Consider the following 15,028-nt stretch of genomic DNA (forward strand, 5'->3'; position numbering starts at 1 on the left):
TGGTCTGCGGGGTCGTGCCGAAGCCCGGCAGCCCGGGTGGTGGCGGGGGCGGCGGCGGGGTGGACTGCTGCGCGGTGGACGCCGTCGGGAGCGGCGGTGGTGGGGGCGGGGGCGGCGCCCCGGGGTCGCCGACCGGTCGGACGTCGGGGCGGGTGCCGAACTCGGGCGGTCGCGGCGGTGGGGTCTGGATGGGCGATGCCTGGTCGTTCAGCGTGGCGTGGTCGGTGTCGGGCACCATCACCTGGCTGTCGGTGGCGCGCTCGATCAGCCACAGGTGCCGCGGCTTGATCGTCGGGTCGCCGTGCACCTCGACGCCCATCAGGCCGTCGTCGTCCACCACCGAGTTGTACGGGGTGTGGCCGGGCGGCAGCGGCTTGCCGTCGCTGTTGAAGATGCGGGCGTTCGGGCCGGCCGCGTCCTTGTACTCGTCGGGCAGGCCGAAGTAGTGCGCCACCTCGTGGGCGAGCACGTTCGACGAGCTGTCCTTGCCCCAGGTGAGCTGGTCGGCGTCGGTGGACTTGGTGACGTCGATCGAGGTGTGCGCCAGGGCGGGGTCGGTGACGAACTCGACCCTGGCGTGGAACTGGTCGCCCGAGGGCAGCCGGTAGCCCTGGTTCAGCAGGTCCGTGACGCCCTTGGTGGTGTTCTCCCGCACCGTGACCAGGTCGGCCCGCGTGATGCCTTCGCCGGGCTGGAGGTGCACCTTGAGGGTGTACTCCTTGACCCACTTCCCGGGCGCGACCTCCATCCGGCGCACGTCGTGCTTGATGATGCCGGTCAGGTAGTCGATGTTGCGCGTCGTGCTCGACCGCTGGACGTCGGCGACCTCGGTGTCCACCGTGCGCACGAACGCCTTGTCGCGGACCGAGTCCCACTTCGACAAGGGCTGCGGGTCGTCCGGGGCGAACCACGTCGCGGTGGTCTCCGTGCTGTGCCGCCAGGACTCGTCGGCGGCGACGTCCTTGCCCTTGTCCTTGTCGCCCTGGCTGTCCTGGTCGCCCTTGCCGTTCTGGTCGTCCTTGCCGGCCGGGGCGTCGGGGCCCGGCGCGGGCGGGGCGCCCGGGGCGTCGGGTGCGCCGCGCGACCCCGGGTCGGCGCCGGGGGCGGGCGGTGCGCCGTCGGGCGGGGGCGGGCCGGGGCGGGCGGACGTGGAGGGTTGGCCCGGCGTGTCGAGCTGGTCGCTGCTCAGCTCGGTGACCCACTCCAGGCCGGACCACTGGTTCTTGATCGCCGGGTCGAACAGGGCGGAGAAGTCCGTCGGCCGCACCAGCGGCCGGAGCGGGCCCGTGCCGGTGGGCTGGAAGCCCATGTCGAACGCGTGCATCGAGTACCGGCCCATGAGCCCGTCGGTGGGGTTCATGAACGCCACCGGCGAGTCGTTCAGCACGGTGGGGCCGGAGATGTCGGCCGCGTAGTTCTTCAGCTCCGCGTTGAAGGTGCCCGGCGGCAGGGTGTTCTTCAGCGACGCGTACTTCTGCGGGATGGTGTCCGCGAACGCCCGGAGGAAGTCCGAGTTCGGCGGGGCGACCAGGAAGTTGTTGTTGAGCGAGCCCTTGCCGTAGCGGCCGTCGGCCGCGGCCGTCACGTGCTCCGGGGTGATCTCGGTGTCGGGGTCGAGGCCCAGCTCGTCGCGGATGCTCTTCTCGTCGCGCAGGCGCGGCGCGAACAGCGGGACGTCGCCCTGGTGCATCCGCATGTCGCCCATGTCGGCGAGGGAGACCGTGCCGGGGCGGATGTCCACGTCCGCGTACACGCCGCCCTGCTGCACGAGGACGGCGTAGCGGGCGATGTCGGAGGCCAGGTTGTAGGCGCCGACCTTGTTCGACTGCGCCTTCTTGTAGATGTCGTAGAGGGTCGGGCTCGGGGTGGCGGAGCGGCTCTCGACGTCCTGGGAGAGCTGCTTCACCATCCCCTTGGTGTCGGTGTTGATCTGAACCCCGGCGTCCTGCAACTGCTTGACCACCGCCGGGTCCCACTTCGCGGCGCCCTGGTCGGTCCAGAGGGTGACCTGCCAGTCGCCGTCGGTCTCGCGGGCCTTGCCGGCCCACTCGACCAGGTTCTGGACCGCGCCGTCCTTCGGCGTCGCGCCGAACCAGACGAAGTTGACCTGCTTCGGCACGTCGACCGGCGGCGGACCGGGGTTGTTGGCCACCTCGTGGTCGAAGTGGGCGGACAGCTCGGCGTGGTGGTCCGAGCCGGTCAGCCGGTTGAGCAGGACGCGGGCGCGGTAGGGCTTCCCGTCCGCCACGGCCTGGGTGATGTGCTGCTTGAGGGTGTCCACGTCCACCGTCGCCGGGTTCGCGGTGGGGCGCAGCACCGGGGCCATGGGGCTCGGGGTGGTGACCGTGGGCATCGGCGGGGGCGTCGGGGTCGCCGAGGCGGGCGGGCTCGACTGGAACAGCTTGCCGCCGAGCCACTTGGGGATCTTGAAGCCCGGGGCGGGACGCGTGCCGGGTGCCCGGGTCCCGAACTGGAAGGAGCGCGCGGCGGGGTTGGTCACGGGCACGACCACGGCGGCGGCGATGGGGGGTGCCGGGGGTGCTGTGGCCGGGGGCGCCGCGGGAGGGGGTGCTGCGGGAGGTGCCGCCGGGGGAGCCGCCGGTGGGGTGGTGTTGGCCGGTGGCGCGGGTGGGGGTGAGGCCGGCGGTGCCGTGGGGTCGGCCGGTGCGACCGGAGGTGCCGACGGCGCGGTGACCTTCGGGCCGGCGGTCGAGGGGTTGTTCGCCGGTGGGGTGGTGGCCGGTGGGGTGGTGGCCGGTGGGGTGGCCGGCGGCGCGCTGACCGGCGGTGCGGCCGGCGGCGTGGTGATCGGCGGTGCGGTCGGCGGGACGTTGACCGGCGGCGTGGGGTTGGCCGGGGGGACCGGCGCGGGGGTGACGGGCGGCGCGCTGGACACCGGCGGCGCCGGTCGGGTCGTGGGAGGGGCAGCCGGTGGCGGGGTGGTGGCCGGTGCGCTGGTCACCGGCGGTGGGGTGGTGACCGGTGGGGTGGTGACCGGTGGGGTGGTGACCGGCGGCGGGGCGGTGACAGGGGGTGCCGGTCGGGTGGCCGGTGCCGGAGGTGCGGTGACGGCCGGTGCGGGAGGCTTGGCGTCGAGGGGAGGTGCGCCGGCCGGTGGCGTGGTGATCGGTGGCGTGGTGACCGGTGGGGCGACCGGCGGTGCGGCGACCGGCGGCGCGCTGATGGTCGGCTTGGGGGCCGGCGGCGGGGTGGAGGGCGACGTCGGCGGTGCCTTGGTGATGGTGGCGTCCGCCACGGGCGGCTTGGGTGCGTCGAAGACGCCCTTGCCGGGGCCGCCCGTGTACTTGCTCGACCGGTCCGTGCCGGTGTTCGCCCCCACCGGGCCCGCGGCGGGCGGAGGAGCGGCGACCGGGGGCATGCCCGCCGCCACCGGGGGCGCGGTCGGGGTCGCGCCGGGGGTCGGCTTGGCGGTCGCCGGTGGAGCCGTCGTGGCGGTCGACGGAGGGGTGCTGGGTGGGGGAGTGCTGGTCGGGGGCGTGCTGACAGGGGGCGTGCTGACCGGCGGCACTGAGGTCGGGGACTTGCCGGCGGACGGACCACCTGCCGGGGGCGTCGTGACCGGGGGCGTCGTGACCGGGGGCGTCGTGACCGGGGGAGCGCCGGCTGGGGGCGTGGTGATGGGCACGCCGGCGGTCGGCTTCGGGGCCGGCGGCGGGGTGGAGGACGACGTCGGCGGGGCCTTGGTGATCGTGCCGTCGCCGGTCGGGGACTTGGGCGCGTCGAACGTGCCCTTGCCCGGCCCGGTGGTGAACCTGCTCGACCGGTCCGTCGACCCCGCGCCACCGGGCGCGCCCGCGCCCATCGGGCCGCCGGCCATCGGCGGCGGGGCGGTGGTGCCGGGCAGACCGGTCGGGGAGGGGGACGTCTTGGCCGCCGCGGTGCTCGCGCCCGGCGGCGTGGACACCGCCGACACCGGGGCCGTGCCCGGCGTGGGACCGCCCTTGGCCTCCGGGCCGCCCGTCGCCGCGCCCGGGACGTTCGGGACACCGCCGATCGAGGGGCCGCCGGTGCCCTTGGCCCCGCCGGGCGGGGTGTTCACGCCACCGCCGGGCAGGCCGGTGATGGGGTTGATCGACGGACCGCCGGTGCCCTTGGCTCCCCCGGAGGGGGTGTTGGTGGCTCCGCCGGGCAGGCCGGTGATGGGGTTGACCGAGGGGCCGCCGGTGCCCTTGGCCCCGCCGGAGGGGGTGTTCACGCCACCGCCGGGCAAGCCGGTGATGGGGTTGACCGAGGGGCCGCCGGTGCCCTTGGCTCCGCCGGCAGGGGTGTTCACGCCACCGCCGGGCAAGCCCGTGATCGGCGCGACGGCGGGTCCGCCCGGTCCGCGCGACCCGCCGGTCCCCGTGGCCCCGGTCGCGCCGGGCACGTTGGTGATCGGACCCACGCCCGGCCCGCCGGACACCTTGGGCCCGCCGGTCCCGGTGGCGCCGGTCGCCCCCGGGACGTTGGTGATCGGGCCGACGGTGGGCCCGCCGGGTCCGCGTGATCCGCCGGTGGTGTTCGGGCCGGTCACCCCGGGCAGGTTGGGGCCTTGCGCGACCTTCGACCCGCCGGGTCCGACGGTCCCGCCGGTGGTGGTGGGGCCGGTCGCGCCGGACAGGTTGGGGCCCTGCTTGACCTGCGGTCCGCCGGGTCCGCGGGACCCGCCGGTGGTGTTCGGGCCGGTGGCCCCCGGGATGTTCGGCCCCTGCGCGGTCTTCGGCCCGCCGGGTCCGCCCGTCCCGCCCGTGGTGCCCGGGCCGGTCGCGCCGGGCAGGTTCGGGCCCTGCGTGACCTTCGGCCCACCCGACGGCGTGGCGCCGGGACCGGTGCCCGGCGCGCCGGGCACCTTCTGGGCGTCCCAGTTGGGGTCGATCTTCTTGAACTGGTCCCGGCTGAACTGGTCGTTGTTGACGTGCGTCTGGGCGGTGGCCTTGATGCCCTGCTGCACGTTCCCCATGGCGTTGGCGGCGTTGTTCGCCTGCTGCACCGACGCGTCGTTGGAGCTGTTCAGCGCGGGCACCGCGACGATGCCGATCGGGCCCAGCGCGTTCGGCCCCAGCTTCAGCCCCTGCAACCCGCTCGAGATCGCCGCCAGCCGCGACTGGAGGTCGCCCGCCTTGTTCTGGAGGCCCTGCATGGACGACTCGCTCATGCCGAACCCGGAGTTGCCGGTCGGCCCGCCCACCGAGGGCGGCGGTGACGGCGGTGGCGTCGACGTGGTGCTGGGAGGGTTGCTCCCGGGGTTCACATCTGCGCCACCGCGTGCCATGCGTGTACTCCGAAACTTCCGTACTAGACGTTGACCGAGGGGTTCTGCGAGCCGGACGACGACGGCTGCGAGTACTTCGACTCGTAAGCCTCGTAGCTCGACTTCGCCGCCTCGCCGGCGGCCTTGGCGTCGTTCACCGCCTGCTCGGCCTTGCGCCCGGCCTCCTCCGCCTTGCGCGACGCCTCCTCGGCGGCCTTGATGTCGGCCTCGCTGCCGGACGCGAACGCCTTGGCGTTGGCCTCGGCCGCCGCCGCGTTGGCGGCCGCCGCCTCGACGTTCGCCTGCTCGTAGCGGGCGTTCGCCTCCTTGGCCGCGTCGTTCTTGCTCGACATCTCGTCCTCGGCGGCGGTGCGGCCCGGGTCGTCCTGGCCGGGGTTGTTGCGCTTGTACTCCTCGTACGCGGCCTTGGCCGCCTCGTCGGCGGGCTTGGCCGCGTTCAGCGCGTCCTGGCTGGACCTGGCCGCGTCGGCCAGCTCACGGCTCTCCTTCGCGGCGGCCTCCGCGGCCTTGGCGGCCTCGCCGCGCGCCGCGTCCGCCTCGGCCTTGGCCGTCTCGTACTTGGCCATCGCGGCGTCGTAGGCGGCCTGGTCGCCGCGCGCGGCGGCGGCGTTGGCCTCCTCGACGGCGGCACTGGCCCGGTTGTTGGCGTCACCGGCCTTCTGCGAGGCGGTGTTCAGCGCCTCGTTGGCCTTCGACGCCTCCTCGGCGGCCTTGTTCTCGGCCTCCTTGGCCTGGTTGTACTTCTCGTTCGCCGCGTTGGCCTTGTCGTTGGCCTCGGAGACCTTGTCGTTCTGCGCGTCCTCGGCCAGCGCGTCCTCGATCTTGCGGTCGACGCCCTTCTGCGCCTTCCAGGACTCGTAGCTGACCTCGGCGACGTCGGCGACGTTCTCGAACCGGTTCCAGCCCTTGCCGATCTTCTCGGTGATGTCGTCGAGGTTCTTGATCCGGCCCATCTGCCTGGCCAGCGCGGCGGTCAGGCGCGCGATGCGGGAGGCGATGTTCACGCCGAGCGCCACCGCCTTGCCGACCGCGAAGCCGATGAACGCCACGATCGAGGCGCCGAAGGTGAAGAACGCCGCCGCGGCCGCCGCGATCGCGCCCGCCAGCAGCGACCCGAGCAGCTGGGCGATCAGGTCGCGGACGATGTCGCGCAGCACCTGCACCAGCACGCCGCAGATGGCGACGATCTTGGCCTTCTGCTCGACCGCGTTGGCCAGCGAGTCCAGCTCCTGGCCCATGGTGTCCATGTTGGCCTTGAACGCCTCCGACGAGGCGCCGCTCCAGCCGTCGAAGGTGGCCAGGCCGCTGCGGTGGTCCTCGGCGAGCACGCGCAGCTCGGCCGCCCGCGCCTTGGTGGCCTCGACGTTGGCGTTGATGTCGTCGGGGTCACCCATCAGCATGTCGAGCGGCTCTTTGAGGAAGGTCACGTGCTCGATCAGCCAGCCGATGCCCGCGCCGAGGATCGTGCCGAACGGGTCCACGGCCAGCATGGCCATCGACGACGCCGTGCCGATCGCGGCGAAGGTGATGTCGAGCGCCTTCTCGGTCTCGGTCTCGGCGTCCTTGCCGATGGTCGTGATCATCTCGTCCCACGCCGAGATGAACAGCGAGCCCTTGAACTTGTTCTCCTCGGTGATCTCCATCCCGGGGGGCGAGTCGATGGGGGTCTCGGGGGCGGTCATGGTCCTCGGCCTTCCTGATCACCAGGGCTGGTTGTCGTCGTCCTCGTCGTCCGCAGGCCGCGGACCGCGCGCCGGTCGCGCCGCCGGGCGCGCCTGCTGGGCGTGGAACGCCGGGGTGGCGCGCACCGGCTCCGGCTCCGGCTCGGGTTCGGCCGCCTCGTACTCGCGCTCCTCGTCGACGGGGGCGTCGTCCGGGATGGCGTCGCTCACCATCTCCAGCGCCTGCGTGCCCTCGCCGAGCGGCTCGAACGCGGCCAGCACCTTCTGCGAGGCCTGCTTCTGGGCGGCGCGGGCGGTCTGCATGATCAGCGCGGTGAGGCGGGCCGAGCCCAGCTCCGTGGCGCGGTGGCCGAGCTGGATGTTCAGCAGGCCGCCGTTGGGGCCGACCGTGACGGTGACCGCGCCGTCCGGGCTGGAGACCGTGGCCTGGGAGTTCGCCAGGTTGTCCTGGAGGTCCGCCGACTTGCGCTGGAGGTCGGCCAGCTTGGCCTCGAAGTTGTCGAGCCACTGCTGGGGGTCCAAGGTCAACCTCCTGGGGTGGATACCGGTGCAGCCTGGAGTCCACCCGGAGCCGCCAACGCGGGCCCAACGTGACACCAACGGGCTAAACCTGCGGATGACCGCAGTCACATCGGGCACAGGAGGGGGTGAGGCGGAGATCGGGACCCCGCCGTTGGTCCCGACCTCCGATCAGGGGTACGCGCGGGCACGCGAGGCAGTTCACCTGTTCACTCAGAGTTACCGGTTACGACACTTGGAAGTCGGGGGATCACCCCGAGTGGCGGTCCGGCACGAGGGCACCAACGATTAGGTCACGTGCGGACCGGTACGTGCGCGGGTGTCATTACCAAGGGGTACGGTTCGCCACTCGGAACCCGACTACGCCGTCGGGGAAGTCTGCTCGATGAGCAGGGAGGGAGACGAGCTGTGCGTCGTCGAATGCGTGGCCTCGCGGTGGCCGCGATCGCGCTGACCAGCGTTCTGTCGATGGCCGCGTGCGCCAAGGACACCGGTGGCAACAACACCGGTTCCGGGACCGACAACGCCGAGGGGTGCAAGCTGGCGGCAAAACCGCCCGCCGCCGCGGCGACCTCCAGCGCCGCGTCCTCCGGTGAGAAGATCGACGGCAGCGCCCTCAAGGTCGGCCTCGCCTACGACATCGGCGGTCGGGGTGACGCGTCGTTCAACGACTCCGCCGCCGCCGGCCTCGACAAGGCCAAGGCCGACTTCGGCATCAAGCCGGAGAACCTCAAGGAGCTGACCGCCGCCCCGAACGAGGCGGAGGACGCCAAGCAGACCCGCCTGCGCCAGCTGGCGAGCGAGGGCTACAACCCGATCATCGGCGTCGGCTTCGCCTACGCCGAGTCGCTGAAGGTCGTCGCGCCGGAGTTCCCGGACGTCAAGTTCGCCATCGTGGACGGCGCGGTCGATGGCGCGTCCAACGTCACCCCGCTGCTGTTCGCCGAGGAGCAGGGCTCCTTCCTGGCCGGCGTCATCGCCGCCTACCAGTCGAAGGCGTGCCACGTCGGCTTCGTCGGCGGCGTCGAGATCCCGCTGATCAAGAAGTTCGACGCGGGCTTCGAGCAGGGCGCCAAGACCGCCGCGCCGGACATCAAGATCGAGCGCAAGTACCTGACCCCGGCCGGCGACTTCACCGGTTTCCAGGACCCGGCCAAGGGTCAGGAGGCCGCGACCGGCCAGATCGAGTCGGGCGCCGACGTGCTGTACCACGCGGCCGGCGCGTCCGGCAAGGGCGTGTTCTCCGCGGCCAAGTCGGGCAACGCCCTGGCCATCGGCGTCGACTCCGACCAGTACAACCAGACCACGGTCGCCGAGTCCAAGGACATCATCGTCTCGTCCATGCTCAAGCGCGTGGACGTCGCGGTGTACGACTTCGTCGGCGCGGTCGCCAAGAACGACCTGGCGAGCCTGCCGAAGGTCTTCGACCTGTCCGTCGACGGCGTGGGCTACTCCACCTCCGGCGGCAAGATCGACGCCGACCTCCAGGCGGTCCTGGAGGGCTACAAGGCCCAGATCATCAAGGGCGAGATCGACGTCAAGGACAGCCTGTAACCACACCCGGCCTCCGGCGCACTGGGCCCTGCGAGCACACTCGCGGGGCCCAGTGCGTGGTCAGCCCCGGCCCTGAGGCCGGAGACAAGACGGAGCTTCCATGAGCACTACCACCCCCGCCGTCGTCCTGTCGGGCATCACCAAGCGCTTCCCGGGGGTCGTCGCCAACAGCGACGTCCACCTGAGCGTCCAGGTCGGCGAGGTCCACGCGCTGTGCGGAGAGAACGGCGCGGGCAAGTCCACCCTGATGAAGATCCTGTACGGGATGCAGCAGCCCGACGAGGGCACCATCGAGGTGGGCGGCAGGCAGGTCCGGTTCCGCACCCCCGCCGACGCCATCAAGGCGGGCATCGGCATGGTCCACCAGCACTTCATGCTGGCCGACAACCTCACCGTCCAGGAGAACGTCGTGCTGGGCGCGGAGTCGCTGCACGGCATCGGCGGCAAGGCGCGCAGGCGCATCCAGGAGCTGGCGAAGTCGACCGGCCTGACGGTCGACCCGGACGTGCTGGTCGAGCGGCTCGGCGTGGCGGACCGGCAGCGGGTGGAGATCCTCAAGGTCCTCTACCGCGGCGCGCGCGTGATCATCCTGGACGAGCCGACCGCGGTGCTCGTGCCGCAGGAGGTGGACGAGCTGTTCACCACCCTGCGCGGCATGCAGGCGCAGGGCTTCACGTTCCTGTTCATCTCGCACAAGCTCGACGAGGTCCGCTCCATCGCCGACTCGGTCACGGTGATCCGCCGCGGCACGACCGTGGGCACGGCGGACCCGAAGGCGGTCAGCTCGCGGGAGCTGGCCGAGATGATGGTCGGCAGCGAGCTGCCCAGCCCGGAGACCCGCGAGTCCACCGTGACCGACCGGGTGGTGCTGCGGGTGGAGGACCTGGGGCTCGTGGCCGAGGAGGGCACCAGGCCCGTGCTCGACTGCATCGACCTGGTGGTGCGCGCGGGCGAGGTCGTCGGCATCGCGGGCGTCGAGGGCAACGGGCAGACCGAGCTGGTCGAGACGATCATGGGCATGCGCCGGGCCCACCACGGCCGGGTGCTGCTCGACGACCGCGACCTGACCCGCGCGGGCACGCTGGCCCGGCGCGAGGCGGGCATCGGCTACGTGCCGGAGGACCGCCACCGCCAGGGGCTGCTGCTGACCCAGCCGCTCTGGGCGAACCGGATCCTGGGCTACCAGACGCGCAAGCCGACGGCCAGGGGCGCGTGGCTGGACCTGCCGGGCGCGAAGAAGGACACCGAGCGGATCGTCGAGGAGTTCGACGTCCGCACGCCGGGCATCGACGTGGCCGCGGCCGCGCTGTCCGGCGGCAACCAGCAGAAGCTGGTCGTGGGGCGCGAGCTGTCCGGCGACCCGGTGCTGCTCATCGCCTCGCACCCGACGCGCGGCGTGGACGTGGGCGCGCAGGCGCTGATCTGGGACGAGATCAAGAAGGCGCGGGCGCGCGGCCTGGCGGTGCTGCTGATCTCGGCGGACCTGGACGAGCTGATCGGCCTGTCGGACACCATCAAGGTGATGCTGCGCGGTCGGCTGGTGGCCGACGCGGACCCGGCGACGGTGACGCCCGAGGACCTGGGCAGCGCGATGACCGGCGCGGGCGCCGGCGTGGTCGGCGGGGCCACCGCGGCCGACGCGTCGCGGTCGGCGGCGGAAGTGGAAGGCGACTGATGGGAATCTTGCGCGGCAAACTCCTGCCGCCCGTGCTGGCGATCCTGTTCTCCGCCCTGCTGTGCGGCGTCGCGCTGCTCGTGTCGGGTGCGAACCCGCTGCGGGCGTTCGGCGCGATGGTCTCGCAGGTCGGCCAGGGCACCACCGCCGTGGACATCGTCAACAGCACCGGGACCTACTACATCGCGGCGCTGGCGGTGGCGATCGGGTTCCAGATGAACCTGTTCAACATCGGCGTCGAGGGCCAGTACCGGGTCGCGGCGGTCGTCGCGGCCGTGGTCGGCGGCGCGATCGCGCTGCCGCCCGGGATCCACGCCCTGGTGATCATCCTGACGGCCGCGGTGGTCGGCGCCCTGTGGGCCGCGATCCCGGCGGTCCTGAAGGTCACGCGGGGCGTCAACGAGGTCATCTCGACGATCATGATGAACGGGCTGGCGCTGGGGCTCGCGGCCTACCTGATCGGCGACGACGTGTTCGGCGAGCTGCGCGGCAACAACATCCGCACCCCGGAGATCCCGGAGAGCGGGTGGGTGCCCGGCATCTCGTTCGGCTCGTCCGGCACGGTGTTCGGCCTGGTCTTCCTGGCCGCGGCGCTGGGCATCGGGTACTGGGTGATGATGAACCGGACCCGGTTCGGCTTCGAGCTGCGCGCGTCCGGCGAGTCCAGCACGGCGGCGGCCGCCGGCGGGGTCAGCGCCAAGAAGATGATCATGATCGCGATGCTGCTGTCGGGCGCCATCGCGGGCCTGGTGTCGATGCCCGAGATCCTCGGGCGCGACCACACGTACAACCTGAACTTCCCGGCGGGCATCGGCTTCTCCGGCATCGCGATCGCGCTGCTGGGGCGCAACCACCCCGGCGGCATCGCGCTCGGCGCGCTGCTGTGGGCGTTCCTCGACAAGTCCGGCCTCGCGCTGGACAACGTGGGCGTGCCGCGGGAGATCGTGACGATCATGCAGGGCGCGATCGTGCTGTCGGTCGTGGTCGCGTACGAGGTGGTGCGGCGCGTCGAGCTGGCCGCGGAACAGCGGCGGGTCGGTCGGGAGCTCGGGACGGTGGGTGCGGCGTGAGTACTTCGTTGATGAATCCGTCCGAGGCGCCCGCGACGCTGCCGCCGCCGCGGAAGGCCCGGAAGATCCCCGGGTGGGCCGTCGGCGCGCTCGGCGTCGCCGGCGCGGTGGTGCTGCTGTCGACGACGTCGTACCTGACGGGCGTGCCGCAGCTGACCTCCACCGGGACCATCCAGACCGCCGTCCGGCTGGCGCTGCCCATCCTGCTGGCCGCGCTGGGCGGCCTGTGGGCCGAGCGCGCGGGCGTGGTGAACATCGGCCTCGAAGGCATGATGATCATGGGCACGTGGGGCGCGGCGTGGGGCGGCTACCAGTGGGGGCCGTGGGCCGCGCTGGTGTCGGCCGCCGTGTTCGGCGCGCTGGGCGGGCTGCTGCACGCCGTCGCGACCGTGACCTTCGGGGTGAACCACATCGTGTCCGGTGTGGCGATCAACCTGGTCGGGGCGGGTTTGACCAAGTACCTGTCGACCCTGATCTTCTTCCCGCTGTCGAACAACCCGCGCGAGTCGCCGGCGGTGCCGAAGTTCGACACCTACTCGGCGGCCGGCCTGTCGGACTGGCTGGGGCGGCTGGAAGCCGAGCAGCGGGTCGGGCTGTCCGACGTCGCGGGCATCCTGCGCGGGCTCGTGACCGGCGTCTCCCCGTTGACGATGCTGGCCGTGCTGCTGGTCGTCGGCAGCTACCTCGTGCTGTGGCGGACGCGGTTCGGGCTGCGGCTGCGGTCGTGCGGCGAGAACCCGGTGGCGGCCGAGTCGCTGGGCGTGAACGTGTACCTCTACAAGTACATCGCGGTGATCGGGTCCGGCGCGCTGGCCGGCATCGGCGGCGCGGCGCTGGTGCTCAACCCCGGTCAGCCCGGGTACCTGGAGGGCCAGACCAACGGCCGCGGGTACATCGGCCTGGCGGCGCTGATCTTCGGCAACTGGCGGCCCGGCGGGCTGCTGGGCGGCTCGGCGCTGTTCGGGTACGCGGACGGGTTGCAGCTGCGGTCCGGCGGGGCGACGTTCCTGGCGCTGGTGTACGGCGCGGTGCTGCTGCTGGCCGTGATCGTGGTGTGGCAGCTCGTGCGGCGGCGGTGGTTCGCGGCGGCGGGCGGCGTGGTGGCCGCTGCCGCGTTGTACGCCGTGTACTACACGGTGGACGAGGTGCCTTCCGAGCTGACGACCTACGCGCCGCACCTGGTGACGCTGGTGGTGCTGGCGGCGGCGTCGCAGAGGCTGCGGATGCCGGCGGCCGATGGCGTGGTGTACCGCCGTGGGTGATGTCGCCGAAATTGACTGGGACGTGCTGCGGGCGCGTGCCGTCGAGGCCGCCCGGAGCGCGTACTGCCCGTACTCCGGGTTGCAGGTCGGTGCGGCGGCGGTGTGCTCGGACGGGCGCGTCGTGGTCGGGTGCAACGTCGAGAACGCCGCTTACGGCGTGGGGTTGTGCGCCGAGTGCACGCTGGCCGGGCAGTTCTTCCTGACCGGTGGCGGGAGGCTGGTGGCGCTGGCCTGCCGGAGCGGGGCGGGTGAGCTGCTGATGCCGTGCGGCCGGTGCCGTCAGGTGATCTACGAGCTGGGCGGGGCCGAGTGCCTGGTGGACACGCCCTCGGGCGTGCTGCCGATGAGCGCCGTGCTGCCCGACGCGTTCGGGCCGGGGGACCTGCCATGAGCTACAGCGCGGTGGACGTCATCCGTGCGAAGCGGGACGGGGAGGCGCTGTCGGACGCCCAGATCGACTGGGTGATCGACGCCTACACGCGCGGGACCGTCGCGGACGAGCAGATGTCGGCGCTGGCCATGGCGGTGTTCCTCAACGGGATGGACGCCCGGGAGACGGCGCGCTGGACGCGGGCCATGGTGCGCTCCGGCGAGCGGCTGACGCTCGACGTCGGGCGGCCGACCGTGGACAAGCACTCGACGGGCGGGGTGGGCGACAAGATCACCCTGCCGCTGGCGCCCCTGGTGGCGGCGTGCGGCGCGGCCGTGCCGCAGCTGTCGGGGCGCGGGCTCGGGCACACCGGCGGGACGCTGGACAAGTTGGAGTCCATCCCGGGGTGGCGGGCGCAGCTGACCGTGGACGAGGTGGTGGAGCAGCTCAGGTCGGTGGGCGCGGTGGTGTGTGCGGCCACCGAGGGGCTGGCCCCGGCCGACCGGAAGCTCTACGCGCTGCGGGACGTGACGGGGACGGTCGAGTCCATCCCGCTGATCGCGTCGTCGATCATGTCGAAGAAGATCGCCGAGGGCGCTTCGGCGCTGGTGCTGGACGTGAAGGTCGGGTCCGGCGCCTTCATGAAGACGTTGGAGCGGGCGCGGGAGCTGGCGTCGGCGCTGGTGTCGATCGGCGTGGACCACGGGGTGCGGGTGTCGGCGCTGCTGACGGACATGTCCGTGCCGTTGGGGCGCGCGGTCGGCAACGCGGTGGAGGTCGAGGAGTCGATCGAGGTCCTGCGCGGCGGTGGTCCTGCCGACGTGGTGGAGCTGACCGTGGCGCTGGCGCGGGAGATGCTGTCGGCGGCGGGTCTCTCTCCTGCTTCTCCTGGTGGCTCTGGTGCCTCTGGTGTGTCCGGTGCTTCTGGTGCCTCTGGTGTCGATCCGGCGCGGGTGTTGGCCTCGGGTGAGGCTTACGAGGTGTGGGCACGGATGATCCGGGCTCAGGGCGGAGATCCGGAGGCCCCTCTGCGGCGTGGCGCCCACAAGCACGTGGTGAGTGCTCCGGAGTCCGGGTACCTGGTGTCGCTGGACGCTTACGCGGTGGGGGTGGCCGCTTGGCGGTTGGGGGCCGGGAGGGCTCGCAAGGAGGACCCGGTGCAGGGTGGGGCCGGGGTGATCTGCCTGGCCAAGCCTGGGGAGGCGGTTGAGGCCGGTCAGCCCCTGCTGGAGCTGTACACGGACACGCCGGATGCTGTCGGCGGTGCTCTGGAGGCCCTTGAAGGGGGTTGGTCGGTGGGTCCGGCTCCGGTGGAGCGCGGCCCTCTCGTGATCGAGACCGTGCGGGGCTGACCGGGGTTCACGGGCTTTAAGCGCGGACGCTCGCCGCTGGGCAGGCCTCCGGGGGACAAGCCTTGCCGCTCGTGGCCTCCCGCATGGCCTGCCTGAGGCAACCACCCTTGTCAAGGGGTGTCGCGAAGAGCGTGCGACACCCCTTGACAAGCGCGGTAGGGCTGCGCCCAGGCCATACGGGAGACCACGAGCCCCTAAGCTTTACGAGCTGCGCAACTCCCGTAGTGGGCCCCGTTCTCGTCGGCGTGTCCTCCACTCGGACACCGCGTGTC

At 72.6% G+C, this 15,028-nt stretch carries 9 protein-coding genes; 6 read left to right on the top strand and 3 right to left on the bottom strand.

What is annotated here, in order from left to right; translation table 11 throughout:
* The 3 genes from ACFV4N_RS08865 to ACFV4N_RS08875 all read right to left on the bottom strand — a co-directional run.
* On the bottom strand, positions 1-5,188 hold a 5,188-nt coding region (locus ACFV4N_RS08865; protein ID WP_499671905.1), incomplete at its 3' end, for a glycosyltransferase.
* A 107-nt stretch (positions 5,189-5,295) separates the two neighbouring features.
* Positions 5,296-6,954, bottom strand: coding sequence for a hypothetical protein (locus tag ACFV4N_RS08870; RefSeq protein WP_499671906.1), 1,659 nt, complete (start codon positions 6,952-6,954; stop codon positions 5,296-5,298).
* Positions 6,955-6,972: 18 nt separating this feature from the next.
* Positions 6,973-7,476 carry a YbaB/EbfC family nucleoid-associated protein gene (locus ACFV4N_RS08875; RefSeq protein ID WP_499671907.1) on the bottom strand — a complete coding sequence of 168 codons (504 nt, stop codon included), beginning with the start codon at positions 7,474-7,476 and terminating at the stop codon, positions 6,973-6,975.
* Positions 7,477-7,893: 417 nt separating this feature from the next.
* Here ACFV4N_RS08875 and ACFV4N_RS08880 point away from each other — a divergent pair, with 417 nt between their 5' ends.
* The 6 genes from ACFV4N_RS08880 to ACFV4N_RS08905 all read left to right on the top strand — a co-directional run bounded on the left by ACFV4N_RS08880 (position 7,894) and on the right by ACFV4N_RS08905 (position 14,756).
* Positions 7,894-9,027, top strand: coding sequence for a BMP family lipoprotein (locus ACFV4N_RS08880; protein ID WP_499671908.1), 1,134 nt, complete (start codon positions 7,894-7,896; stop codon positions 9,025-9,027).
* Positions 9,028-9,127: 100 nt separating this feature from the next.
* A complete protein-coding gene (locus ACFV4N_RS08885; protein ID WP_499671909.1) occupies positions 9,128-10,702 on the top strand; it encodes an ABC transporter ATP-binding protein in 1,575 nt (524 codons plus the stop codon).
* Entirely contained in the window at positions 10,702-11,772 is a 1,071-nt protein-coding gene (locus ACFV4N_RS08890) for an ABC transporter permease (protein ID WP_499671910.1), read from the top strand. Before ACFV4N_RS08885 ends, ACFV4N_RS08890 begins: the two co-directional genes overlap by 1 nt.
* Positions 11,773-11,783: 11 nt before the next feature.
* Positions 11,784-13,034, top strand: coding sequence for an ABC transporter permease (locus ACFV4N_RS08895; RefSeq protein ID WP_499671911.1), 1,251 nt, complete (start codon positions 11,784-11,786; stop codon positions 13,032-13,034).
* Positions 13,027-13,425 carry a cytidine deaminase gene (locus tag ACFV4N_RS08900; RefSeq protein ID WP_499671912.1) on the top strand — a complete coding sequence of 133 codons (399 nt, stop codon included), beginning with the start codon at positions 13,027-13,029 and terminating at the stop codon, positions 13,423-13,425. Before ACFV4N_RS08895 ends, ACFV4N_RS08900 begins: the two co-directional genes overlap by 8 nt.
* Positions 13,422-14,756, top strand: coding sequence for a thymidine phosphorylase (locus tag ACFV4N_RS08905; protein ID WP_499671913.1), 1,335 nt, complete (start codon positions 13,422-13,424; stop codon positions 14,754-14,756). The genes ACFV4N_RS08900 and ACFV4N_RS08905 overlap by 4 nt, the downstream gene beginning before the upstream one ends.
* Positions 14,757-15,028 lie beyond the last annotated feature (272 nt).

Origin of the sequence: Actinosynnema sp. NPDC059797 (assembly GCF_042732085.1) — a bacterium.
Classification (GTDB): domain Bacteria; phylum Actinomycetota; class Actinomycetes; order Mycobacteriales; family Pseudonocardiaceae; genus Actinosynnema.